This window comes from Methylobacterium oryzihabitans (assembly GCF_004004555.2).
GTDB classification, from domain to species: domain Bacteria; phylum Pseudomonadota; class Alphaproteobacteria; order Rhizobiales; family Beijerinckiaceae; genus Methylobacterium; species Methylobacterium oryzihabitans.
This window is the reverse complement of sequence record NZ_SACP01000019.1, coordinates 34,834-57,373: the sequence shown is the minus strand read 5'-3', so window position 1 is coordinate 57,373 and position 22,540 is coordinate 34,834. Positions and strand designations below refer to the sequence as shown.

Here is a 22,540-nt window from a genome sequence, read left to right as displayed (position 1 = left end):
CTCTCCTATCGGTTCAGCACGTAGAGGACCGGGAACGCCATGATCCAGATCAGGTCGATGAAGTGCCAGTACAGGCCATAGATCTCGATCCGGTTCTGGTGCACGGCGAGGAAGCCCGGCCGGCTCGCCTGCCGGGTCAGCACCAGCAGGATCGCGATGCCGGTGAACAGGTGCAGGGCGTGCAGCCCGGTGGCGGCGTAGTACAGGTTGATGAACAGCCGCGAGGCCGGCAGGTGGTCGAGGGCGTAGGGCCGCTCCGTGAGGAACGGCATCAGGTGCTCCTCGTAGTCGGCGTGGTACTCGGTGCCCTTGAGGACGAGGAACAGCGTCCCGAGGGCCGCGGTGGCGAGCATGCAGCGGACCATGCCGCGCTGCCAGCCGAGGCGCGAGAGCTGGATCGCACCGGACATGGTGAGGCTGGAAAAAATCAGCACCACGGTGTTGACGGCGCCGATCCAGAACTTGAGGTGGCGGGCCGCCTCCTGCACCGCCTCCGGGTGGAGCAGGCGCAGCACCAGGACGGTGAGGAACAGCCCGGCGAAGAGCAGCAGTTCGGTGAGCAGCCACGCCCACATGCCGAGCACCGCCGCCCGGCGCTGCTGCTCGACGGTCGCGAAATGCCCGGCGAGGCGGACCCCGACCTCGCTCGCCCCGGCCGCGCTCACGAGTGGTGCCTCTGCGATTCGGACGCCTGGATCGGGTAGTCGTAGGGGATCTCGGGCGCCTTCGGCTCGCTCAGGAAGTTGTGGGCCGGCGGCGGGGAGGGGACGGTCCATTCGAGGCCGCGGGCGTCCCACGGATTCGCCGGCGCCCGTTTCCCGAACCAGATCGAGTACACGAGATAGATCATCGGGAAGATGTAGCCGACCGCCAGGATGGTCGAGCCGGCCGAGGACAGGATGTTGAGGAACTGGAACTCCGGCGGATAGACGTGGTAGCGCCGCGGCATCCCGAGATAGCCGAGGATGAACTGCGGGAAGAACGTCACGTTGAAGCCGATGAAGATGAGGAAGGCGGAGATCCGCCCCCACGATTCGACGTACATCCGGCCGGTGACCTTCGGCCACCAGAAGTGCAGGCCGCCGAGGAAGGCCAGCACCGTGCCGCCGACCATGATGTAGTGGAAATGCGCGACCACGAAGTAGGTCGCGTGGACGTGCTGGTTGATGGCGAGCGTCGCGAGGTAGAGGCCGGTGAGGCCGCCGAGGACGAACAGCCCGATATAGCCCATGGCGTAGAGCATCGGGGTGTCGAGCCGCAGCGAGCCCTTATGGATCGTCGCGGTCCAGTTGTAGACCTTGACCGCCGAGGGCACGGCGACCGCGAAGGACAGCACCGAGAAGGCGAGCGAGGCGAGGTCGCTCTGCCCGTTGACGAACATGTGGTGGCCCCAGACGAAGAACGTCACCGAGGCGAGCCCGATCGCCGCGTAGGCGACGAACTTGTAGCCGAACAGCTTCTTGCGGGCGAAGGCCGGGACGATCTCGGAGATCACCCCCATGCCCGGCAGCACCATGATGTAGACCGCCGGGTGCGAGTAGAACCAGAACAGGTGCTGGAACAGCACCGGGTCGCCGCCATAGGCCGGGTCGAACACGCCGATGTGGAAGGCGCGCTCCAGGATTAGCAGCACCAGGGCGAGCGTGATGACCGGCGTGGCCAGCAGGAAGATCAGGCTGGTGGCGTAGTGGGTCCAGACGAAGATCGGCAGCCGGAACCACGTCATGCCGGGGGCGCGCATGGTGTGGATGGTGACGACGAAGTTGAGCCCGGTGAGGATCGACGAGAAGCCCACGATGGTGACGCCGATCAGCGCCGGCACGACCCAGGTGTTGGAGAACGCGGTCGAGAGCGGGGTGTAGAAGGTCCAGCCGGTATCGACCCCGCCGAGCACGACGCTGACCAGGGTGAAGAACGCCCCGGTCATGAACACGTACCACGAGGCGAGGTTGAGCTTCGGAAAGGCGAGGTCCCGGGCGCCGATCATCAGCGGGATCAGGAAGTTGCCGAAGGTCGCCGGGATGCTCGGGATCAGGAAGAACCACACCATCACGACGCCGTGGATGGTGAACAGCTTGTTGTAGGTGTCGTTGGAGAACACCTGCCCGTCGGGCACGACGAGGGCGAGGCGCACGAGGCCGGCGGTGACCGCGCCGAGGACGAAGAACGCCGTGATGCTGGCAAGGTAGAGCAGCGCGATGCGCTTGTGGTCGGTGGTGAAGAACCACGAGCGCAGGGTGTGCTCGGCGTGGAGGTAGTCGGCCTCGCGGTCGAGGGTGGCGTCGGGGGTCTGCGGGTCGCGGAAGGCGTGGGCGTCGCCGGTGGTCGCGCTGCCGCTCATCGCGGGTCCTCCTGCTCTGCCCGCGGACCCGTCGCCTTGATGTAGGCCACGAGCCGGTCGAGGTCGTCGTTGGCGATCACGCCCTGGAACGCCGGCATCACCTGCCGGCCGCCGCCCGCGAGCCTGTCGCGGTTCGGGTTCAGGATCTTCTGCCGCAGGTAGCTCTCGTCGGCGACGACCGTGCGGCCGTCGGCGAGCGCCACCGGCCGGCCGTAGAGCCCGGCGAGGGACGGCGCGCGCACCCGGGCGCCGGGATCGTGGCAGTTGCCGCAGCCATAGGCCTCGTAGACCGCCCGGCCGGCGCCGGCCTGCCCGCCCTGCTGCGCCCCCGAATCCTGGAGCCACGCGGCGTACTCGGCCTGGGTCATGATGACGAGGCGGCCGTCCATCCGCGAGTGGTCGGTGCCGCAATATTCCGAGCAGTACATCCGGTAGGTGCCGGTGCGGTCGGCCTTGAACCACATCTCGGTGGTCCGGTCGGGCAGCACCGCCATCTGCATCCGCAGGACCGGGAAGTAGAGCGCGTGAATCACGTCCTGGCTGGTCATGCGGATCCGGATCGCCTGACCGACCGGGATGTGGAGGTCGTTGATCTCGGACTGGCCGGTCGGGTGCTGGAACTTCCACATCCACTGCCGGCCGATCGCCTCGACGACCATCGCGTCGGCGGGCGGGCTCTTCGAGATGAAGAACAGCCGCGCGCCCCAGGCGAAGAAGATCAGGGTGAGCAGGAACGGGATCAGCATCCAGCTGATCTCGATCGGCATGCTGCGCACCCCCGACGACGAGCGGTCGGCGCGCACGCCCTCGCGGTAGCGGATGGCGAACCACGTGATCGCGACGAAGACCGGCACGGTGAGCAGCAGGGTCAGGACCGTGAAGGCGAGGATCAGCCAGTCGGTCTCGACGGCGGTGGCCGAGGCGGCGGGCGGCCAGAGCTGAAGGGCGAGGTCGGAGGTCGTCACCGGCCCGCGCCCTCGACCGGGCCGAGGGAGCGCCCCTCGATCAGGGTCATCGCCCGCTCGACCGGGATGCGGGCGCGGCGGCGCTCCGCGTCGGTGTAGGCGTAGCCCGCCAGAGCGGCGCGGTCGCGCGCCTCCTGCCGGGCGAGGTCGGCATAGGGGTCGCCCTGGAGGTTCGGCGGCGGCGGGCGGAGGGTCGCGGTCTGCTGGGGCGTGAAGCGCGGGGTCTCGGCCAGGGTCCAGGCTCCGAACAGGTGCATCAGGAACGCGACGGCGCCGATCGCCGCCGCCACCGAGACGGCGAGCGCCAGCACCATCCAGGCGGTGCGGCCGACATCGACGTCCTCGCTCTCGAACCCGGCCGGGTGGCCGTGCCCCTCCGCGCCGGCGGAGTCCGGCGTCGTCCGGCCGGGGACGGCGCCCGCCGCCCGCAGGGCCAAGGCCGCGACGATCGCCGCGACGAGACCGGGCCCGCGCTCCGCGCTCACGAGGTGCCTCCCCGCAGGCGCCGCTCGACCGGCGCGTAGAGGCCGGCGGCGACCCCGACGACGCCGATCAGGGCGAGGCCGTCGGCGAGCGTGAACCGGAAGCCGCCGCGGAAGGCCGGGGTGACGAGCCAGAACAGCTCGCCGCCGTGCAGGGCGAAGATCATCCCGGCCACCGCCGCGAGGATCGCCGGCCGCCCGGCCGAGCGGCGGGGGGCGAGCGCGAGGGCGGCGATCACCACCACCGCCACGGCGGTCCAGGCGGCGAAGCGGCCGAGCGGGCCGCCGCGGGCGAGGTACCAGCGCGCCTCGTCCGGCAGGTTGGCCGACCACACCACGAGGTACTGCACCGCGTGCAGGAAGCTCCAGATCGCGAGCAGGACCAGCATCGGGTCGGCGAAGGCGGCCGCGGTCCGCCCGTCGCGGCCGGGCCGGCCGGACGAGTCGCGGGCGGCGATCAGCGCGGCGGCCGAGAGCGCGAGGCTGGCCTGGATCGTCATCATCAGGAGGCCGAACGCGGTCGAGCCGAGACCCGGATCGACCGACTGCACCCAGTCCTCCGCCGCCAGGGTGGCGACGAGGGCGTGGAGCCCGAGGCCGAGCATCGCGCGCGAGCGCCGGCGCGGGTCCGGCGGGTCGCCGGGCGGGCGCCGGAAGGTCCCGGCGAGCCACAGCCAGACCGCCAGATAGGCGAGGCTGCGCAGCCAGAAGAAGACCGGGGTGAACCAGGATCCGGCCAACGGCGTCGCCGGCGCCTCGCCCCGGCTCCAGCCGTAGAGCGGCTCGAGGTTGGCCAGGACCGGCAGCAGCAGCAGCCCGGCCACCGGCAGCAGGCCGAGCAGCCGGCGCAGGCTCGCCGCCATCGGGCCGGCGCCGAGCCCGGCGATCTCCAGCCCCATCAGCAGCGGCAGGGCGCCGGCCGGCAGCGCGATCAGCACCAGCCACGCCGCGAGGTAGGACGGCATCACCGGCCAGCCCCAGGCGGCGAACAGGGCGCACAGCCCGAGGGCGCCGAGGCCGGCCGCGAGGGAGATCGGGCGGCGGCGCATCACCGGGCTCCGTCGAGGGCGGCGCGGTCGGCCGCCGGCAGGGACGCCACCGCGGCGTCACGGCTGAGCTGGAGCGCCCGGACATAGGCGGTGATCGCCCAGCGGTCGGCCGGCGGCACCTGGGCGGCGTAGCTCGCCATCGTGCCCTTGCCGGCGGACACGACCTCGTAGAAGTGCCGCGCCGGCGCGGCGCGCAGGCGGGGATCGTGCAGCGAGGGCGGGCGCGGGAAGCCGCGGCCGACGATCAGCCCGTCGCCGTCGCCGCCCGCTCCGTGGCAGGGGGTGCAGAACACGCCGTAGCGCTCCCGGCCGCGCTCCAGCATCGCCGCATCGATGATCGCGGGCTCGGGGACCGGGCGGCCGGGCTCGGCCCGCGGCACGGTGCCGGGCACCGGCGGGCGCATCGTCTGCCCCTGCGGGAAGAAGGCGTTGGCGTCCCAGGTCTTCGCCTTGGGCTGGCTCGCCATGTCGGCGCCGTCGCAGGCGGCGAGGAGCGGCAGGACCAGAAGCGGCAGCAGGCGGGCGCTCATCGCGGCACCCGGCGGATCGAGAGCGGGCGCATCTCCGGCAGGGTCGCGAGCACCCGCTCGACCCGGGCCGGGTCGAAGCGGTCCGGATCGCGGATCTCGACCGCGAGGAAGAAGCGGTCGCTGGAGGCGCGAGGGAAGTCGGGGATGTTGAAGGCCGGGTGGTTGAGCCGCGGCAGGCGGCTGGCGACCAGCAGGGTGGCGAGCACCGCGAGCGTCCCGCCGAGCATCGCGAGCGAGGCGGAGGGCACCAGGAAGGCCGGCCAGCTGAAGCGCGGCCGGCCGCCGACGTCGAACACGTAGTCGATCCCCGAGGCGTAGAGGCACAGGCCCATGAAGCCCGCCCCGGCGGCGACGGCGGCGCCGAGCCCGATCAGCGGGATGTGGCTCGCCGGCAGGTCGAGGGCGCGGGCGGTCTCCGGCATCGGCACCGGCCCGTAGGCGTCGAGCCGGGCGCCGAGGTCGCGGCGGCCGAAGGCCCTCAGAGCCGCCGCGAGGCTGCGGTCGCTGTCGAACTCGGCGCTGATGCCCCAGAGCGGCGCGTCGCGGGTCTCGGCCTCGGTCGCGTCGCGTCCGCGGTTCGGCGGCGGGGCGGACCGGGTCGCGGCCGCCTGCCGGGCCTCGACCAGCGACACCATCGGCAGCAGGCGCAGCGCGACCAGCAGCAGGGCGAGGAACAGGCCGGCGGAGCCGGCGAAGGTCGCGAGGCCCCAGAACCCCATCCGGTAGGCGTGGGCCGAGGAGGGCAGGAAGTCGTGGCCGAGGGTCACGACCAACAGCATGAAGTGGTCGGCGAAGCTCGCCACCGCGACCGCGAGGCCGACGAGCGCGAGGACGCGCCCCGACCGCCGGGCCCGCCGCCACCAGAACACCTGCACCGGCAGCAGCCCGAGGGCCACGATGGTCCAGAACGCCCAGGCATGGTCGCCGGCGATCCGCCGCAGGATCACCGCCCGGTCGAAGGCGTCGCCGTGAAGCGCGGCCGACAGCAGTTCGGCGCCGTAGCAATAGGCGGAGGCGAGGCCGAGCAGCAGCAGCAGTCGCGCCAGCACTGCGAGGTGGCGCACGGTGACGACCGCGTCGAGGCCGAGCGCCCGGCGCAGCAGAACCGCGAGCGCCGCGGTGACGCCGACGCCCGACAGCAGCGCGTTGACCAGGAAGGTGACCGGCAGGAGGGTGTCGTGCCAGCCCGGCAGCAGCGAGCCGGCGAGCATCACCGAGGCCCCGGTCTGGAGCGCCAGGACCAGCCCGACCGCCAGGAGCGCGATCACCCGGCAGGCCTGCGCCCAGCGCGCCCAGTGCACGGCCGAGCCGCGCCAGCCGAGGGCGGCGATGCCGTAGAGCTGGGCCCGCAGCAGGCTGAGGCGGCGCGGGCGCCCGCGGCGCTCGATCTCGGCCAGCACGGCCTCGAAGGCGCGGTCGCGCAGGTAGGCGAGGTCCGGCAGCAGGCCGAGGCCCCACAGGGTGAGGCTCACCCCGAGGAAGCCGATGATGTCGACGGCGTCCCAGACCAGCGGCGAACGGAATTGCGGCCACAGCCCGAGGGTGTTGGGGGTGGGCAGCGTCCAGTAGAACTTCCACGGCCGGCCGAGATGGGCGATCGGGTAGAGCGCGGCGGCGGCCGCCGCCAGCACCGCCACGGTCTCGGCGATGCGGCTCACGCCCGAGCGCCACTCCGTCCCGAGCAGCGTCAGCACGGCGGCGGCGAGCAGCGCCCCCGAGGCGATGCCGATCCACCAGTCGTACGAGACGATGTCGAGGGCCCAGACGACCGGGTTGTTGTTGTCCCAGATCCCGACGCCGCGGATCAGCAGCCACGCCAGCGCGGCGGCGAACAGCCCGACCAGGGCAGCGGCGCCGGCGAGGACGAGCCACCAGCGCCGCGGCGCGCGGCCGTCGAGCGCCGGCCCGGCGGCGTCGCGGCCGAGGGCGCCGAGCCCCGCCGGGGCGGGGCGCGCGAGGCTGGAGAGGCCGCTCATCCGCGCCCGCCTTCCTCCGGCCGCAGCCGCGCGAGGTAGGTGGTGCGCGGCCGGGTGTTCAGCTCGGCGAGCAGGCCGTAGTTGCGCGGGTCGCGCGCCGCCGCGGCGACCCGGGACCCTTCGTCGCGCAGGTCGCCGAAGGTGATGGCGCGGGTCGGGCAGGCGCCCTGGCAGGCGGTCTCGACGGCGCCGTCCGGAATGGGCGCGTGGTCGGCCTTGGTCGAATCGATCCGCGCGGCGGCGATGCGCTGGACGCAGTAGGTGCATTTCTCCATCACGCCGCGGGCCCGCACGGTCACCTCGGGATTGCGCTGCTGCTGCTGCACCGGGGCGGTGTCGCCGGCATAGTCGAGGTAGTTGAAGCGCCGGACCTTGTAGGGGCAATAGCTCGAACAGGCGCGGGTGCCGACGCAGCGGTTGTAGACCATCAGGTTGAGGCCCTCGCGGTCGTGGACCGTCGCCTCGACCGGGCAGCCGACCTCGCACGGCGCCTGCTCGCAATGCATGCACGGCACCGGCATGAAGTGGGTCGCCGGCGCGTCGAGCCCGCCCTCGTAGTAGCGGTCGATGCGCAGCCAGTGCAGCCAGCGGCCGAGCGCCGCCTCCTCGCGCCCGACCACCGGGATGTTGTTCTCCGACTGGCAGGCGGTGACGCAGGCGTTGCAGCCGATGCAGGCGTCGAGGTCGATCACCATGCCCCAGGCGCGCTCGTCGCGGAACCGCCCCTCCGGCGAGGTCGCGGCCGGCGGGTAGAGCGAGGCCGGGGTCGCGGCCTCGGGCTGGCGCGCGCCGGGAGCCTGGACCCGCACGAAGGCGTGCCCCTCCATCGTGCCGTGGTTCTGGGTCGTGGCGAGAGTCGCGTCGCGCCGCCCGGTCCGGGCCAGGGTCGCGGGGCCGGCGGCCCCGAGGAGGGGGGCGGCGTCGTAGCCGAGCCCGTCCGGCAACTGCTCGGGCAGGCGCCGGCCGTAGCCGAGCGAGACCCCGACGGTGCCGTCCGCCTGCCCCGGCAGGATCCAGGCCGGCCCCTCGACCCGGCGCCCGCCCGCCGCCACCGCGACGACGTCGCCCTGCGCGATGCCCTCGCGGGCGGCGAGGGCCGGAGCGATCGTCACCGCGTTGCCCCAGACCAGCTTGGTCAGGGGCTTGGGCAGTTCCTGCAGCCACGCGAGATGGGCGAATCGCCCGTCGCGGATCGTCGGGTCGGGCCGCACCACCAGTTCGAGCCCCTCCCCGGCCGGGCCCGACGCCACCGTCGGCACAGCCGGCTCCGGCACCGGCTCGGGCGCGAAGGCGGTGTCGGCGACGAAGCCGGCGCGAAGGGCCTCGTCGAAGCGGGCGCGAAAGACCGCGTCGTCCTCGCCCTCCCGGCGCCACTGCGCCTCCAGCAGGCCGCGCCCGTCCTTGACCGGGGCGTCGGCGAGGATCGCCAGGATCTCCGGGACCGAGCGGCCGTCGTAGAGCGGCGCCACGGTCGGCTGGATCAGGGTCGCGGTGCCGTCGAGGGAGCGGGCGTCGCCCCAGGCTTCGAGGGGATGGGCGAGGGGCAGGTTCCAGTCGCAGTGGAACGCGGTCTCGTCCTGGTAGAGGCCGGCATGGATCTTGAGGCCGACCCGGGCCAGCCCGGCGGCGAAGTCGAGGGCGCCGGGCGCGTCGTAGACCGGGTTGCAGTCGAGCATGACGAGGATCGCGACCTCGCCCCGCGCCATCGCCTCGGCGAGGGCGGCGAGCGGCTCGGGGTCGAGGACCGGCACCGGCGCGGTGTGGAACACCGCCTCGCTGCGGGTCGCGACGTTGAGGCGATGCACCAGCGCGTGCAGGGCCGGCCCCTGCCCGGCCCCGGTCACCGCGACGGCGCCGTCGCGCAAGGCCGCCAGCGCCGCTTCGCGCCACGCCGCGAGCGGCCCCTCGGTCACCGCGGCCGTGCCGCCGCCGATCTCGGCGAGGAGGTCGCGGGCGAGGCGGTCGAGGTCGGCGGAGGTCGCCGGCACCGCGCGGTCGGCCTTGGCGGCGGTGAGGCCCGGCACCGGGCCGGCATGGAGCAGGGGCAGTCGCCCGCCGGCGGCCCGGCGGGCCTCGATCCAGTCGCGCGACAGCCCGACCTGACCCGGGCCGGGATCGAGGAGGTCGCCGTCGAGGGAGACGATTCCGCGCGCGCTCCGCAAGCGCCAACGGGTCTCCAGCGGCCGGTCGAAGGCGAGGCGGGTGCCCGCGTACAAAGCCGCGCGCCCGGCCGGGTCGTCGACGTGCCAGCGCATCGCCGGGAAATCCCGGCGCATCGCGGCGACCTGCGCGGCGAGGGAGGGCGAGGTCACCGGCCCGGTGAGGAGGTGCAGGCCGCGCCCGCCCTCCCTGGCGCGCAACGCCGCGAAGCGCGCCATCATCGCGGCGCGAAAACCCTGCCAGGAACTCGGCCGGCCGAGATGCTGCGGCGTCTGGAGCCGGAACGGATCGTAGAGGCCGAGCACCGAGGCTTGCCCGAAGGCGTCGGTGCCGCCGCGGCTCCACGGATGCTCGGGATTGCCCTCGATCTTCAGCGGGCGGCCGTCGCGGGTGGTGACCAGGATGCCGTTGGCGAAGCCGTCGACCAGGGCCGCCGAGGCGTAGGCGAGAGGCGCGCCCGGAACGATCCGCTCGGGCTGGCGGACGTAGGGCACCTCCCGGTCGCGCCCGTCCGCCCCGCAGGCGGTCAGCCCGGCCATGGCGAAGGAGGCCGCCATCGCCTTGAGGAAGCCGCGCCGGTCGGGCGCGGCGGCGAGCCGGCTCGCCGCCGGGAACTCGCCGTCGAGGAAGGCGCGGAACTCGGCCGAATCCGCCACCGCGTCGAGGCTGCGCCAGAAGGCGGGCCCGTCGCCGGAATCGAGCCGCGCGCGCAGGACGCTCAGCGGTGGCAGATCGCGCATTCGGTCAGCCTCTCGCCGCCACGGATATGGTACTGGCGCACCAGCTCGGGCCCGATCTCGGCCTGGTTGGCCGGCGGGGTCCAGGTCATGTCGAGGATCCTGTCCTTCGGCCGGACGTACTTCTCCGGGTTGCGGTGGCAATCGAGGCAGAAGCTCATCTCGAAGGCGTTGGCCCGGTAGGTGAGCTGCATGTCGGTGACGGCGCCGTGACAGGTCGAGCAGCCGATCCCGTTCCCGACATGGACGGCGTGGTTGTAGTAGACGTAGCCCGGCAGCTTGTTCAGGCGCTGCCAGCGCAGGGGCTCGTCCCTGGCGAGGCTCGCCCGCACCGGCTCCAGCATCGCGGAGCCGGACCAGATCTGCGAATGGCAGGTCATGCAGGTGTGGGTCGGCGGCAGGCCGGCGGTAGCCTGGGTCTCGACGGTGGTGTGGCAGTAGCGGCAATCGATGCCGAGTTCGCCCGAATGGTGCTTGTGGCTGAACGGCACCGGCTGTTCGAGCGCGACGCCGACCCCGGTGACGTAGGACGAGCGCACCAGCCCGGCCCCGACCACCGGCAGGGCCGCGAGGCAGAACACGCCGGTGGCGATGGCGAGGCGGAACAGGGCGTCGGCCCCGGGCGCGAAGAGCTGGCGCACGGGATCAGGCCGGGTGGGATCGCATGGATTCTCCGCTCCGCCGGGCTGTCGCGTCCGTCACGCCGCCGACCCCCAATCGAGAATGGTGCGAGGGTATCTGGCGCGGTGGCGGCCGGGGGCCAGGGGCGGGTGGGGGATCGTCTCCGCGGCGCCGGTTGCGTTCTGCAGTGTCGCTTGCGTATTGACGGTGTCCCCGGGTGCGCAGACGATCTGGCCATGGCGCAGCCTACATCCTGTCCTCCGGCGCAGTTCGGCTCCGTCGTCGTGAAGTCGCCTGCCGGCGATGCCGGGAGCGGTGTCGCCCATGACGATGGGAATCAGCTCAGCGGGTCCGCCGACGAAGTCGACGGGTCGCAGCAACCGTATCGGCTCGTGCTCGACCCTGAACTCTATGCCTCATTCGTCGGAATGCTCGACACCCCCCCGGCACCAGGACCGAGACTGCGCGCCCTGGCGCAGCGAGTTCCGACCTGGAAGACCTGACGCACGGGCCTCGTCGAGGACAGGCGCGCCTACCGACCATCCTCCAGGATCATCGCCGCGCCCTTCTCCGCCAGCATCACGGTCGGCGAGTTGGTGTTGCCCGAGGTGATCCGCGGCATCGCCGAGGCGTCGACGACCCGCAGACCCCGCACGCCGCGCACCCGCAGGCGGGCGTCCAGCACCGCGCCGGTCTCGTGGTCCGGGCCCATCCGGGCGGTGCCGACCGGATGGAAGATCGTGGTGCCGAGGTCGCCCGCCGCCTTGAGCAGGTCGGCGTCGCTGGCGAGGTGCGGCCCCGGCGAGTGCTCCTCCGGCCGGTAGCGGGCGAGCGGGGCCTGGGCGACGATGCGGCGGGTGAGCTTCAGGGCGTCGACCGCGACCCGGCGGTCCTCCTCGGTCGCGAGGTAGTTCGGCCGGATCGCCGGCGGCGCCAGCGGATCGGGACTCGCCGCGTGGATGCTGCCGCGGCTCGACGGGCGCAGGTTGCACACGCTCGCCGTGAAGGCGCCGAACCGGTGCAGCCCCTCGCCCCACTTGTCGAGGGAGAGCGGCTGGAAGTGGTATTGCAGGTTGGCCGTCGCGTAGTCGGGCGACGACCGGGTGAACAGCCCGACTTGGCTCGGCGCCATGGTCAGGGGCCCGGTGCGGAACAGCGCGTACTCCACCCCCATCCAGCCGCGCTTGATGAGGTTGGCGTAGGTGAGGTTCAGCGTCGGCACCCCCGTCACCTTGTAGACCGGGCGGATCTGGAGGTGGTCCTGCAGGTTCTCGCCGACGCCGGGCGCGTGGTGCGCCACCGCGATCCCGAGGGCGCGCAGGCGCTCGCCGTCGCCGATGCCCGACAGTTCGAGGATCTTCGGGGACGCCACCGCCCCGGACGACAGCACCACCTCCGCGTCCGCCCGGGCGACGTAGCGACGCGCGCCGCGGGAGAACACCACCCCGGCGGCGCGCCCGTCCTCGATCAGGACCCGCTCGACGTGGATCCCGGTCTCCAGCCGCAGGTTCGGGCGGTCGAGGGCGGGCCTGAGGAAGCCGCGGGCCGCGCTCCAGCGCCGGCCCCGGCGCTGGTTGACCTGGAAGTACGACGAGCCCTCGTTGTCGCCGGTGTTGAAGTCCGGGATCTTGCGGATGCCGAGCGCCTCGGCGGCGTCGCGGATGGCGTCGAGGATCGCCCAGCGGATCCGCGGCGGCTCGACCCGCCACTCGCCGCCGGAGCGGTGGAAGGCGTTCGGCGGCGCGATGTGGTCCTCGTGCTTGAGGAAGTAGGGCAGCACGTCGTCCCAGCCCCAGCCGTCGAGGCCGAGCTGGCGCCAGCCGTCGTAGTCGGCCGCCTGCCCTCGCATGTAGATCATCGCGTTGATCGCCGAGGAGCCGCCGACCACCCGGCCGCGGGGATAGGCGAGGGAGCGCCCGTTCAGCCCGGCCTCGGCCTCGGTGGTGAACAGCCAGTCGGCGCGCTTGTTGCCGATGGCGAACAGGTAGCCGGCCGGGATGTGGAACCAGATCCAGTTGTCGCGCCCGCCCGCCTCCAGCACCAGCACCTTGCGGCGCGGATCGGCCGAGAGGCGGTTGGCCAGCACGCAGCCGGCGGAGCCCGCCCCCACCACGATGTAGTCGTAGCTCCCGAACGCTTCCGCTGCCTCGGCCTCGACCGCCATGGATCCTCCCTGCCGCGTCGCGGCTCCTTCGTTGTGTGCCGGTGTAGCGCATGCGGTGGCCACCGATGCAACCCTCCCGGGCGCCGGCTCAGGGGCCCCCTGCCGGAGGGACCCGGGCGAGGCCCTTCTTCACGACCGTCGGCACCGCGCGCGACGAGCGTTTCGCCCTCATGACGCTGGTGCGATGCGAGCGTGATCCGGTCATCGCGCGCCGGACGCCCGTCGAGAGGACCTGAAATTGCTTTCAACCGGCGCCTCAATCGAGAATTGCCTCTCCCGGCACGCACATTCATTTTAAAGAAGCGATCCGATCGAACCATTCATTTAGGGAAGGAAGCGTATTCAGTCCCCGGGGCAGCGATAGGACGACCAGAAATGAAGATCAGGATCGGCGGCAAGCTCGCGGCGACTTCTCTGCTGACGGCTTCGCTCGTGGCAGGCATCGTCTGGAACCAATGGTCGGCCAACCGGCGCATCCTGGAGGCGACGGGAGCCGTCGGACGCGAGCAGACCATCCTCGACGGCATCACCTTCGCGCAGATCGCGCTCGGGCAGATGCAGTCCAACGTCAAGACCGTCACCTACACGCAGAATGCCCAGGAGGCGGCCGCGGCCGTCGAGGCGATCCGGAAGGCCGCCGCCGAGGCCGGCGCGGCGCTCAAGCAGCCGATCGCGATCGCCCTCAAGCCCGACGTTCTCGTCCAGACGCGCGACGCCCTCGACCGGTATGCCAGGACCGCCGAGACGTTCTCCCGGACCGGCCGCGCCGACCTGCGCGGCGAGCGGGTCGACGTCGCCCAGGCCGCGGCCCTGCGCCAGGACCTCGGTGCCATCGCCACCGCCGCCGACCAGGTCATCGGCGAATCGGTCAAGAACGCGAAGTTCTTCACCGGCCAGGCGGTCGAGGCCGTGCGCGGCGAGATCGCATCGGCCTCGGCGTTCGGTCTCGCCAGCGGCGCGGCGACGCTGCTCGTCCTCCTGGGCACGGCCCTGTTCCTGATGCTCAACATCGCCAGGCCGGTGCGGCGGATCGGCCAGGTCCTGTACGCCCTCGCCGAGGGACGGACCGAGATCGAGATTCCCTATGCCGACCGCGGCGACGAGATCGGCGACAACGCCCGGGCCGCACAGACCTTCAGGACCAACCTGCTGCAGATGCGAGACCTCGAGGCCAGCACCGCCGAGACCCGGGCCGCGGCCGAGGTCCAGCGCAGGGAAGCGATGCGCGATCTGGCAGACCGCTTCGAGGCCGCCATCGGCGGAATCGTGGGTCAGGTCTCGTCGGCCGCCACCGAGCTGCAGGCGACGTCGGAGACCATGACCGCGACGGCGACCGAGGCGGCGAGCCAGTCGACCACGGTGTCGGCGGCGGCGGATCAGGCCGCCTCGAACGTCGGCACCGTCGCGGCGGCCGCCGAGCAGCTCGGGACCTCGGTGCAGGAGATCGGCCGGCAGGTCGACGGATCGGCCGGCCTCGCCAAGGCCGCCGTCGGCGAGGCGGCGCAGACCGCCGCCCTGGTGCAGCACCTGAGCACCGCCGCCGGCCGGATCGGCGACGTGGTCGGCATGATCAACACGCTGGCCAGCCAGACCAACCTGCTCGCGCTGAACGCGACGATCGAGGCGGCCCGCGCCGGCGAGGCGGGCCGCGGCTTCGCCGTCGTCGCCGCCGAGGTCAAGGAGCTCGCGACCCAGACCGCCAAGGCCACCGACGAGATCGGGTCGCAGATCGGCCAGATCCAGGGGGCCACCCACGAGGCCGTGAAGGCGATCAGCGGGATCACCGGCCGCATCAACGAGATCAGCGAGGTGTCGGCCTCGATCGCGGCGGCGGTGGAGCAGCAGGGCGCGGCGACGCGGGAGATCGTGCGCAACGTCGCCCAGGCGGCGACCGGCGCCAACGAGGTGACGAGCAACATCGCCGGCGTGGCCCGCGCCTCCGAGGAGACCGGCGCCGCCGCCAGCCAGGTGCTCTCGTCCGCCTCGGAACTGTCGCGGCAGTCGGAGCGCCTCAGCGCCGAGGTCACCCGCTTCCTCACCACGGTGCGGGCGGCCTGAGCTCCCCCGTGGACACCCCGCCGAGCCTGCGGCTATGCTTCCCCCCGGCCCACGGGCCGGGGGAGACCGACCGCATGAGAACGCCGTTCCTCGCGAGCGTGGTCGTGCCGCTCCTCCTGGCCGCTCCGGCTGCCGTCGCCGCAACGCCCTGCGCCGAGCTGACCCGGATCCGGATCGAGGCGACGAACCTCCTCTCCGCCGCGGAGGTGCCGGCCTCCGGCGACCTGCCGGCCCATTGCCGGGTGCTCGGCACCGTCCGCCCGGCGATCAGCTTCGAGCTGCGCCTGCCGCTGGAAGACTGGAACGGCAAGCTCTACGCCACCGGCTGCGGCGGCTTCTGCGGCACCCTCGACTCGGACCGGCCCGGCTTCACCAACGCGATGAATTACGGCCTGCGCCGCCGCTACGCCGCGGTGACGATGGATTCCGGCCATTGGGGCACGAGTTCGGTCGACGGGCGCTGGGCGGCGAGCGACCTCGTCGCCCGGATGGATTGGGGCCAGCGCGCCGTCACCGAGACCGCGCGGGTCGCGAAGGTGCTGGTGAAGGGCTTCTACGGCCGGCCCGAGGGCAAGGCGTACTTCGCCGGCTGCTCCACCGGCGGCCGGATGGCCGCGATGGAGGCGCTGAAGTATCCGGGCGACTTCGACGGCATCGTCGCGGGGGCGCCGGCCCTCGACTATACCGGCCTCGTCGCCACCGCCTTCGCCTGGACCGCCAAGGCGAATCTCGCGCCCGACGGGCAGCCGATCCTGTCGAGCGCGAAGGTCAAGCGCGTCGCCGAGGCGGTCGCCGCCGCCTGCGCCCGGCCGGAGGACAAGCCGTTCGGCCTCGTCGCCGACCCGGCCCGGTGCGGGTTCAAGCCCGCCTCCCTGCGCTGCACCGGGCCCGACGGACCGGACTGCCTGACCGAGGCGCAGGCCGGCGTCCTCGACAAGTGGTATGCCGGGCCGAGCGACAGGACGGGCCGGCCGCTCTATCCCGGTGGCATACCGCTCGGCTCCGAGGTGCACTGGCCGCGCTGGCTCACCGGCCTCGGCAACGCGCCGCCGGTGCTGCCGCTCTTCGCCCGCGACTTCCTGCGCTACATGGCGTTCTGGCCCGCCGCCGGCCCGGCCTACCGGGTCGCCGACTACGACCTCGATGCCGACCCGCCGCGGCTCGCGCCCCAGGCCGAGACCTACAACGCCGCGACCTACGACCCGGCCGCCGGGACCGTGCGGCTCGCCGGCGACCTCGGGGCGTTCCGCCGGGCCGGCGGCAAGCTCGTCCTGTATCATGGGCTCGCCGACCCCCTCGTCACGCCCGGCATGACGGTGGCGTTCCACGACGCCCTCGCCCGGCAGGCCGGCGGACAGGCCGCGCTCGCCGGGACCGCGCGGCTGTTCCTGGTGCCGGGGATGGACCATTGCGGCATCGGCACCGACGGCCCGGGCATCGCCGACACCGGCATCGACCCGCTGACCGCGCTGGAGCGCTGGGTCGAGGCCGGCGAGGCGCCCGAGCGGCTGGTCGCCACCAAGACCGGCGGACCGAACGGCCCGGTGCTGTGGTCGCGGCCGGTCTGCGCCCACCCGCAGGTCGCCCGCTACGACGGCAGCGGCGACCCGGCGAAGGCCGAGAGCTTCGCCTGCGCGGCGCCGTGAGATCCGGGACAGCCATGCCGCACCACGACGAGCCGTCGTTCAGGAAGGACACCCGCGCCTACCTGCGCTTCGCCAAGGGCTACTGTCCGCTCGCCAAGGCGGACCTGAAGCTCAAGGCGCACAAGATGGCGCTGGCGCCGTTCCCGTTCCTGCGCGGCAGCTTCTACCGCTGGCCGCACCAGTTCGCCGTGGTGGCCGACGAGGTGCGGAGGGCACCGCGGCTGCTCTGTGTCGGCGACATCCACCTGGAGAACTTCGGGACCTGGCGCGACGCCGACGGGCGGCTGGCCTGGGGCGTCAACGACTTCGACGAGGCGACGACGCTGCCCTTCACCAGCGACCTCGTCCGCCTCGCGGTCAGCGCCGCCCTGGAGGTCCACCGGGCGCCGGGCTTCCGTCTCGGCGCCGCCGAATGCGCCGACACCCTGCTCGAAGGCTACGTCGCCCACCTCAAGTTCGGGCCCGACCCGTTCATCCTGGAGGATCGCCACGGCTGGCTGCGCGACCTCGCCACCGCGGACGGCGCCGAGGCGCGGGCGTTCTGGCGCAAGCTGCTCGCCCAGGAGGCGGTCGCCGAGACCGAGCTGCCGGAGGAGCCCCGCACCCTGCTGCGCGGCGCCCTGCCGGAGGGAACCCGCGGCGTGCGGTTCTTCCGCCGGGTCGCCGGGCTCGGCAGCCTCGGGCGCCCGCGCTTCGTCGCGGTCGGCGAATGGTGCGGCGGGCTCACCGCCCGGGAGGTCAAGGCGGCGGTGCCGTCCGCGGTGCACATGCATGAGGACGGCCGGCGCGACCCCACCGCCGAGGGCCGCCGCCTCGTCGCCGCCGCCTGTCGCGCCCCCGACCCGGCCCTGGTGCTGCGCGGCGACTGGGTGCTGCGCCGGCTGTCGCCGGAGGCGCGCAAGGTCGAGATCGAGGAGATCGAGCACGCTCCCGACCAGCGCCACCTGCTCCACGCCATGGGCCGGGAACTCGCCAACGTGCATCTCGGCTCGGCCGGCGGCGCCGGCCCGCTGCGCGGCTTCCTCGATACCCTGCCCGACCACTGGCTGCGCCACGCCGCCGCCCTCGCGGCCGAGCGCGTGCGGGAGGATCACGACGCCCTGCGCCGGCACCTGGCGAAGAAGGCGCAGGCGTAGCCGCCGGCCGCGCCGCGCCCGCGAAAACGACGGGGTCCGGACAATTTTAGCGTCCGGCGTATCCTCCGGGACAGGCCGAAGCTCCTAGCCTCCGGACGCTCGCCCTGCGAGCACGGCCGGTGGCGGCCACGAGGCGAGGCGCAGCGCACGATGTCGGACATCCTCTTCACCCTGCAGGATCCGGACGACGACGAGGCGGCCGACCGGCTCGCCAAATTCTCGCGCCTGCAGACCCGGATGCAGGCCAGCGGCGCCGTCGCCGGCGACGCCGACCGGATGACCGTGCTCGTCGCCCAGTTGCTGCGGGCCGACATCGCCATCGCGCCTCGGGATTCCGACCAGCCGGTGCCGCTCGATCCCCGGGCGCTGCTGACCGGGCAGCTCACGATCGAGTCCGGCTCCGCCCCCGCCTACCGCCTCACCGGTGCCGTCACCGAGGGCACCGCCACCGGCACGGAGGCCGGCGACACGCTGCTCGGGGCGCCCGGCGACGACCGCCTCGTGGCCGGCGCCGGGGACGACCGGGCGTTCGGCCGCGACGGCAACGACGAGATCCTCGGCGGCGACGGCGCCGACCTGCTGTTCGGCGAGGCCGGGGACGACACCCTTTCGGGCGGTGCGGGCAACGACTTCCTGTCCGGCGGCGACGGTCACGACCGCCTCGCAGGCGACGGCGGCGACGACATCCTCGACGGCCGCGAGGGCAACGACACCCTCTCGGGCGGCGAGGGCGGCGACGACCTCTCGGGCGGGGCCGGCGACGACATCCTGGACGGCGGCGCCGGGACCGACCTGCTGTTCGGCAATGCCGGCGACGACATCATCACCGGGGGCGGCGGCGCGGACATCTTCGGATTCGGGGCCGGCGACGGCGCCGACTGGATCCTCGACTTCGAGGCCGACGACGTGATCGCGTTCAACAACGGCGCCTTCGCGGATTTCGCCGGCGTGATGGCGGCGAGCCGGCAGGACGGTGCCGACGTGGTGATCGCCTACGGCGACGGCGACACGCTGCATCTCCTCAACGTCACGCTGTCGTCCCTCACCGCGGCGCAGTTCAGCTTCACCTGAGCGGCCGGAGCGCCGGCCACGGGGCCTTGCCGGGGCCGGCCCGGCCCGCGACGATGCGGGGCACCCGGAGGCCTCCCTTGAGCGAACCCCACGCCATCACCCCCGACGACGTGGCCCGCGCCGCCGGGCGCATCCGCGGCCACGTCCTGCGCACGCCGCTGGTGCCGGCGCCGCGGCTGTCGGAACTCACCGGCGCCCGGGTGCTGGTGAAGCACGAGAACATGCAGGCCACCGGCGCCTTCAAGGAGCGCGGGGCCGTCAACCGCCTGAGCCAGCTCGCGCCCGACGAGCGCCGCCGCGGCGTGGTGGCGATGTCGGCGGGCAACCACGCCCAGGGCGTCGCCTACCACGCCGGCCGGATGGGCATTCCGGCCACCATCGTGATGCCGGCGACGACGCCGCTGGTGAAGGTCGAGAACACCCGCGCCCACGGCGCCACCGTGCTGCTCGAGGGCGATACCCTGGTCGAGGCCGCCGCCCTCGTCGCCGCGCTGGTCGAGCGCGACGGCCTCGTCCTCGTCCATCCCTACGACGACCCTGCCGTGATGGCCGGCCAGGGCACGATCGCCCTGGAGATGCTGGCCGACGCCCCCGACCTCGACGCCGTGGTGGTGCCGATCGGCGGCGGCGGCCTGATGGCCGGCATCGCCACCGCGGCCTCGGTCCGGCCGGACCTCGACCTCTACGGCGTCCAGGCGGCGCTCTACCCGTCCTTCCTCAACGCCCTCGACGGCGGCGACCGGCCGATCGGCGGACCGACCCTGGCCGAGGGCATCGCGGTCAAGACGGTCGGACGGCTGACGCTGCCGATCATCCGCGACCGGGTGCGCGAGATCGTCCTGGTCGACGAGCCTCAGATCGAGCGGGCGGTGCACGACTACGCGACGCTCCAGCGCAGCCTCGCCGAGGGGGCGGGCGCCGCCGGCCTCGCGGCGCTCCTCGCCCGGCCGGACCTGTTCGCCGGGCGCACGGTCGGGCTGGTCCTGTGCGGCGGCAACATCGACGCGCGGCTCCTCGCCTCGGTGATGGTGCGCGAACTGGAGCGGGCCGACCGCATCGTCTCGTTCCGGATGACCGCGAGCGACCGCCCGGGGGTGCTCGGCCGCGTCGCCGGCCGGCTCGGCGAACTCGGCGCCAACATCCTCGAAGTGTCGCACGGGCGGCTCCACCTCGACGTGCCGGCCAAGAGCGTGTCGATCGACGTCACCATCGAGACCCGCGGCCCCGGCCACACCGCCGAGATCCTGGACACGCTCGCCGCGGAGGGCCTGCATCCGCGGCGGATCGGACCGCTCGGGGCGGGGGCGACGCAAGGGTGAGCGGAGCGCCCAAGGCCTTTACTTACTTTAGGTCAAGGATTGACCTTGCAGCCGGAGCCGTGCTGGGTTGGCGGGATCTACGACCGGGCATCCCGCAGGCAGGTCGAAGCCGGGTTCGGGGGGTGGGACCGCCACGCGAATGCCGCCGACCTGGATAGCCGCCCCCGATGAGACTTACAGGTTCGGCACGATCCCACCGATCTCACACCGTTTCGATCCGCTTCTATGCTGTCCCGGCGGCGAGATCCGTCTGGAGGTAGGCAACATCGCATGGGGGTTCGCCCACCTGTCCACGGAGGAAAGGCGAGCCCGCACGGGCGGCCAGGACATCGTCCGCTACGTCTACGGCATCACCAGCAGCTACCACGAGATCTGGGTCCAGTCGGGTCGGGGATCGCTGCTGCTGAAGCAGTTGCAGGGGGGCCAGCGTGCCGCGGTCGTCTCATTGACGCTCCGTGACGGCTACTACTCGGTCCTCACGGCGTTCCCGACGCCCCGAGCCCTGAATCACCGCCGCCGCCGTGAGGTCCGCATCTGGTCACGTGAGGCGTGAGATGGTGGCAGCCGACCGGGGTGGGCGGGAACGGACCCCGCCGCCGACCTGCGCTGCCGGCCATCTTTCCTCCACCGGATGATCCCGCAAGGGGAGCGCAGCATCCGATGTTGAGCGATCGTGCAGCACCCGACGGTGGCTGCCACCATGTCAAGAATACCATGCACGTGAAGTCCTGCAAACGGCGACGAGCGAAGTCTCGCGACGCGTCCGTGACCCGGCCGGGGCAGCCGTGCGGAGGGCCGGGGCGCGTCCCGTCCTCGAACCGTTCCGCTCGCCCTTGGAACCCCCGGCCCCAGGGGCCACCTACGGTCCGGATACCGATGGCGGAGCGAGCGATGGCCGAATCCTGGCAGGGCAATTCCCGGTGGCAGAACCCGTCCTGGCAGGGGGCGGCCCCTCCGCCGATGGCCGGAGGGTGGCCGCCGCCGGTGCTGGTGCGCCACGGCGGGCTGAACCGGCGCTTCCTCGCCTATCTCCTCGACATCGTGTTCATCTTCGGGTTCTCGTGCCTGCTCGGGCTCGCGATCTCGCTGCTCGGCGTCATCACCTTCGGCCTCGGCTGGGCGCTCTACGCGATCCTGCCGGCGAGCGGCATCCTGTACAGCGCCGTCACGCTGGGCGGGTCGCGCCAGAGCACGATCGGCATGCGGATGCTCGGGATGCGGGGCGTCCGGGCGGAGGACGGCGGCCCGGTCGACTGGATCACCGCCGGGGTGCACGCCCTGCTGTTCTACGTCGCGGTCTCGACCTTCCTGCTGTGGCTGCTCGACATCGGCATCGGCGCCGTGCGGGCCGACCGGCGCATGGGCCACGACCTGCTGGTCGGGCTGGCGATCGTCCACGACGCGTGAGCGGCGGTTGAGGACTCGCCGCGCCGGCTCGCGTCCCCGTTGAGCCGGCAGGCGGGGGTGCTATCTTCGTCTTCCCGCGGTGCGTGCAGCCGCGTTTGCGAGCGACCCCGGACGTGACCAGCCACCCGCGCGACGCACCCCAGTTCTACCTCACGGCGCCCTCCGCCTGCCCCTACCTGCCGGGCGAGCAGGAGCGGAAGGTGTTCACCCACCTCGTCGGACGCCGGGCCCGCGACCTCAACGAGATCCTGACCCAGGGCGGCTTCCGCCGCTCGCAGACCATCGCCTATCGGCCGGCCTGCGAGACCTGCCGCGCCTGCATCTCGATCCGCGTCGTCGTCGACGACTTCGGGCCCGGCTCGGGCCAGCGGCGGGTGGTGCGGCGCAACCGCGACCTCGTCGGGCAGGTGCAGCCGAACCGCCCCTCGGCCGAGCAGTACTCGCTGTTCCGCCGCTACCTCGACGCCCGCCACGGCGACGGCGGCATGGTCGACATGACGGTGCTCGACTACGCGATGATGGTCGAGGACAGCCACGTCGAGACCCATCTCGTCACCTATCGCCGGCGCGGGCCCGACACCGCGATCAACGGCCGCGGCGTCGGCACGCCGGTCGCGGTCTGCCTCACCGACGTGCTCTCGGACGGGCTGTCGATGGTCTACTCGTTCTACGAGCCGGCGGAGGCGGAGCGGTCGCTCGGCACCTACATGATCCTCGACCACATCGAGCGCGCCCGCTCGCTGGGCCTGCCCTACCTCTATCTCGGCTACTGGGTCGAGGGCTCGCGCAAGATGGACTACAAGGCGAAGTTCATGCCCCAGGAGCGCCTGATGTCCCAGGGCTGGGTCCGGGTCGAGCCGGCGGCCTGACCCGCCTGG

18 protein-coding genes are annotated in these 22,540 nt (G+C 72.9%); 8 read left to right on the top strand and 10 right to left on the bottom strand.

Annotated features, from left to right (window positions below; genetic code table 11):
- Positions 1-5 precede the first annotated feature (5 nt).
- The 10 genes from EOE48_RS18635 to EOE48_RS18590 all read right to left on the bottom strand — a co-directional run bounded on the left by EOE48_RS18635 (position 6) and on the right by EOE48_RS18590 (position 13,025).
- Positions 6-665: a cytochrome c oxidase subunit 3 gene (locus EOE48_RS18635; RefSeq protein ID WP_246154583.1), complete on the bottom strand. Its 660-nt coding sequence runs from the start codon at positions 663-665 to the stop codon at positions 6-8.
- A complete protein-coding gene (locus EOE48_RS18630) occupies positions 662-2,341 on the bottom strand; it encodes a cytochrome c oxidase subunit I (RefSeq protein WP_127731901.1) in 1,680 nt (559 codons plus the stop codon). The genes EOE48_RS18635 and EOE48_RS18630 overlap by 4 nt, the downstream gene beginning before the upstream one ends.
- The gene (coxB, locus tag EOE48_RS18625) at positions 2,338-3,306 is read right to left on the bottom strand and encodes a cytochrome c oxidase subunit II (protein WP_127731899.1); all 969 of its coding nucleotides are present in this window, start codon (positions 3,304-3,306) and stop codon (positions 2,338-2,340) included. The genes EOE48_RS18630 and coxB overlap by 4 nt, the downstream gene beginning before the upstream one ends.
- Positions 3,303-3,791: a hypothetical protein gene (locus EOE48_RS18620; protein WP_127731897.1), complete on the bottom strand. Its 489-nt coding sequence runs from the start codon at positions 3,789-3,791 to the stop codon at positions 3,303-3,305. The genes coxB and EOE48_RS18620 overlap by 4 nt, the downstream gene beginning before the upstream one ends.
- A complete protein-coding gene (locus tag EOE48_RS18615) occupies positions 3,788-4,837 on the bottom strand; it encodes a hypothetical protein (protein ID WP_127731895.1) in 1,050 nt (349 codons plus the stop codon). The genes EOE48_RS18620 and EOE48_RS18615 overlap by 4 nt, the downstream gene beginning before the upstream one ends.
- On the bottom strand, positions 4,837-5,367 hold the full coding sequence (locus EOE48_RS18610) for a c-type cytochrome (protein WP_127731893.1): 531 nt from the start codon (positions 5,365-5,367) through the stop codon (positions 4,837-4,839). The genes EOE48_RS18615 and EOE48_RS18610 overlap by 1 nt, the downstream gene beginning before the upstream one ends.
- Positions 5,364-7,343, bottom strand: a complete 1,980-nt coding sequence (locus EOE48_RS18605) for a DUF3341 domain-containing protein (protein ID WP_127731891.1) — start codon at positions 7,341-7,343, stop codon at positions 5,364-5,366. Before EOE48_RS18605 ends, EOE48_RS18610 begins: the two co-directional genes overlap by 4 nt.
- Entirely contained in the window at positions 7,340-10,243 is a 2,904-nt protein-coding gene (locus EOE48_RS18600; RefSeq protein ID WP_127731889.1) for a TAT-variant-translocated molybdopterin oxidoreductase, read from the bottom strand. The genes EOE48_RS18605 and EOE48_RS18600 overlap by 4 nt, the downstream gene beginning before the upstream one ends.
- The gene (locus tag EOE48_RS18595; RefSeq protein ID WP_127731887.1) at positions 10,222-10,881 is read right to left on the bottom strand and encodes a cytochrome c3 family protein; all 660 of its coding nucleotides are present in this window, start codon (positions 10,879-10,881) and stop codon (positions 10,222-10,224) included. Before EOE48_RS18595 ends, EOE48_RS18600 begins: the two co-directional genes overlap by 22 nt.
- A gap of 512 nt (positions 10,882-11,393) precedes the next feature.
- On the bottom strand, positions 11,394-13,025 hold the full coding sequence (locus EOE48_RS18590; RefSeq protein WP_127731885.1) for a GMC family oxidoreductase: 1,632 nt from the start codon (positions 13,023-13,025) through the stop codon (positions 11,394-11,396).
- A gap of 375 nt (positions 13,026-13,400) precedes the next feature.
- On the opposite strand from EOE48_RS18590, the gene EOE48_RS18585 reads away from it, so the two are divergent.
- The 8 genes from EOE48_RS18585 (at position 13,401) to EOE48_RS18550 (ending at position 22,531) form a co-directional block, all read left to right on the top strand.
- Positions 13,401-15,083 (top strand): methyl-accepting chemotaxis protein, encoded by a 1,683-nt coding sequence (locus tag EOE48_RS18585; RefSeq protein ID WP_127731883.1) that lies wholly within the window; start codon positions 13,401-13,403, stop codon positions 15,081-15,083.
- Positions 15,084-15,157: 74 nt separating this feature from the next.
- On the top strand, positions 15,158-16,729 hold the full coding sequence (locus EOE48_RS18580; RefSeq protein WP_210249586.1) for a tannase/feruloyl esterase family alpha/beta hydrolase: 1,572 nt from the start codon (positions 15,158-15,160) through the stop codon (positions 16,727-16,729).
- Positions 16,730-16,743: 14 nt separating this feature from the next.
- A complete protein-coding gene (locus tag EOE48_RS18575) occupies positions 16,744-17,865 on the top strand; it encodes a DUF2252 family protein (protein WP_127731881.1) in 1,122 nt (373 codons plus the stop codon).
- A 150-nt stretch (positions 17,866-18,015) separates the two neighbouring features.
- Positions 18,016-18,936, top strand: a complete 921-nt coding sequence (locus EOE48_RS18570; protein ID WP_127731879.1) for a calcium-binding protein — start codon at positions 18,016-18,018, stop codon at positions 18,934-18,936.
- Positions 18,937-19,013: 77 nt separating this feature from the next.
- Positions 19,014-20,255, top strand: a complete 1,242-nt coding sequence (locus EOE48_RS18565; RefSeq protein ID WP_127731877.1) for a threonine ammonia-lyase — start codon at positions 19,014-19,016, stop codon at positions 20,253-20,255.
- Between the two features lie 139 nt (positions 20,256-20,394).
- Positions 20,395-20,808: a hypothetical protein gene (locus EOE48_RS18560; protein ID WP_127731875.1), complete on the top strand. Its 414-nt coding sequence runs from the start codon at positions 20,395-20,397 to the stop codon at positions 20,806-20,808.
- Between the two features lie 338 nt (positions 20,809-21,146).
- A complete protein-coding gene (locus EOE48_RS18555; RefSeq protein WP_127731873.1) occupies positions 21,147-21,662 on the top strand; it encodes an RDD family protein in 516 nt (171 codons plus the stop codon).
- 113 nt (positions 21,663-21,775) lie between these two features.
- Positions 21,776-22,531, top strand: a complete 756-nt coding sequence (locus tag EOE48_RS18550) for an arginyltransferase (protein WP_127731871.1) — start codon at positions 21,776-21,778, stop codon at positions 22,529-22,531.
- Positions 22,532-22,540 lie beyond the last annotated feature (9 nt).

Coding starts and splice junctions, on each gene's coding strand:
- EOE48_RS18630 (WP_127731901.1), bottom strand. CDS start 2,341: ATGAGCGGCAGCGCGACCACCGGCGACGCCCACGCCTTCCGCGACCCG.
- EOE48_RS18615 (WP_127731895.1), bottom strand. CDS start 4,837: ATGCGCCGCCGCCCGATCTCCCTCGCGGCCGGCCTCGGCGCCCTCGGG.
- EOE48_RS18610 (WP_127731893.1), bottom strand. CDS start 5,367: ATGAGCGCCCGCCTGCTGCCGCTTCTGGTCCTGCCGCTCCTCGCCGCC.
- EOE48_RS18605 (WP_127731891.1), bottom strand. CDS start 7,343: ATGAGCGGCCTCTCCAGCCTCGCGCGCCCCGCCCCGGCGGGGCTCGGC.
- EOE48_RS18600 (WP_127731889.1), bottom strand. CDS start 10,243: ATGCGCGATCTGCCACCGCTGAGCGTCCTGCGCGCGCGGCTCGATTCC.
- EOE48_RS18590 (WP_127731885.1), bottom strand. CDS start 13,025: ATGGCGGTCGAGGCCGAGGCAGCGGAAGCGTTCGGGAGCTACGACTAC.
- EOE48_RS18585 (WP_127731883.1), top strand. CDS start 13,401: ATGAAGATCAGGATCGGCGGCAAGCTCGCGGCGACTTCTCTGCTGACG.
- EOE48_RS18580 (WP_210249586.1), top strand. CDS start 15,158: ATGAGAACGCCGTTCCTCGCGAGCGTGGTCGTGCCGCTCCTCCTGGCC.
- EOE48_RS18575 (WP_127731881.1), top strand. CDS start 16,744: ATGCCGCACCACGACGAGCCGTCGTTCAGGAAGGACACCCGCGCCTAC.
- EOE48_RS18570 (WP_127731879.1), top strand. CDS start 18,016: ATGTCGGACATCCTCTTCACCCTGCAGGATCCGGACGACGACGAGGCG.
- EOE48_RS18560 (WP_127731875.1), top strand. CDS start 20,395: ATGCCGCCGACCTGGATAGCCGCCCCCGATGAGACTTACAGGTTCGGC.
- EOE48_RS18555 (WP_127731873.1), top strand. CDS start 21,147: ATGGCCGAATCCTGGCAGGGCAATTCCCGGTGGCAGAACCCGTCCTGG.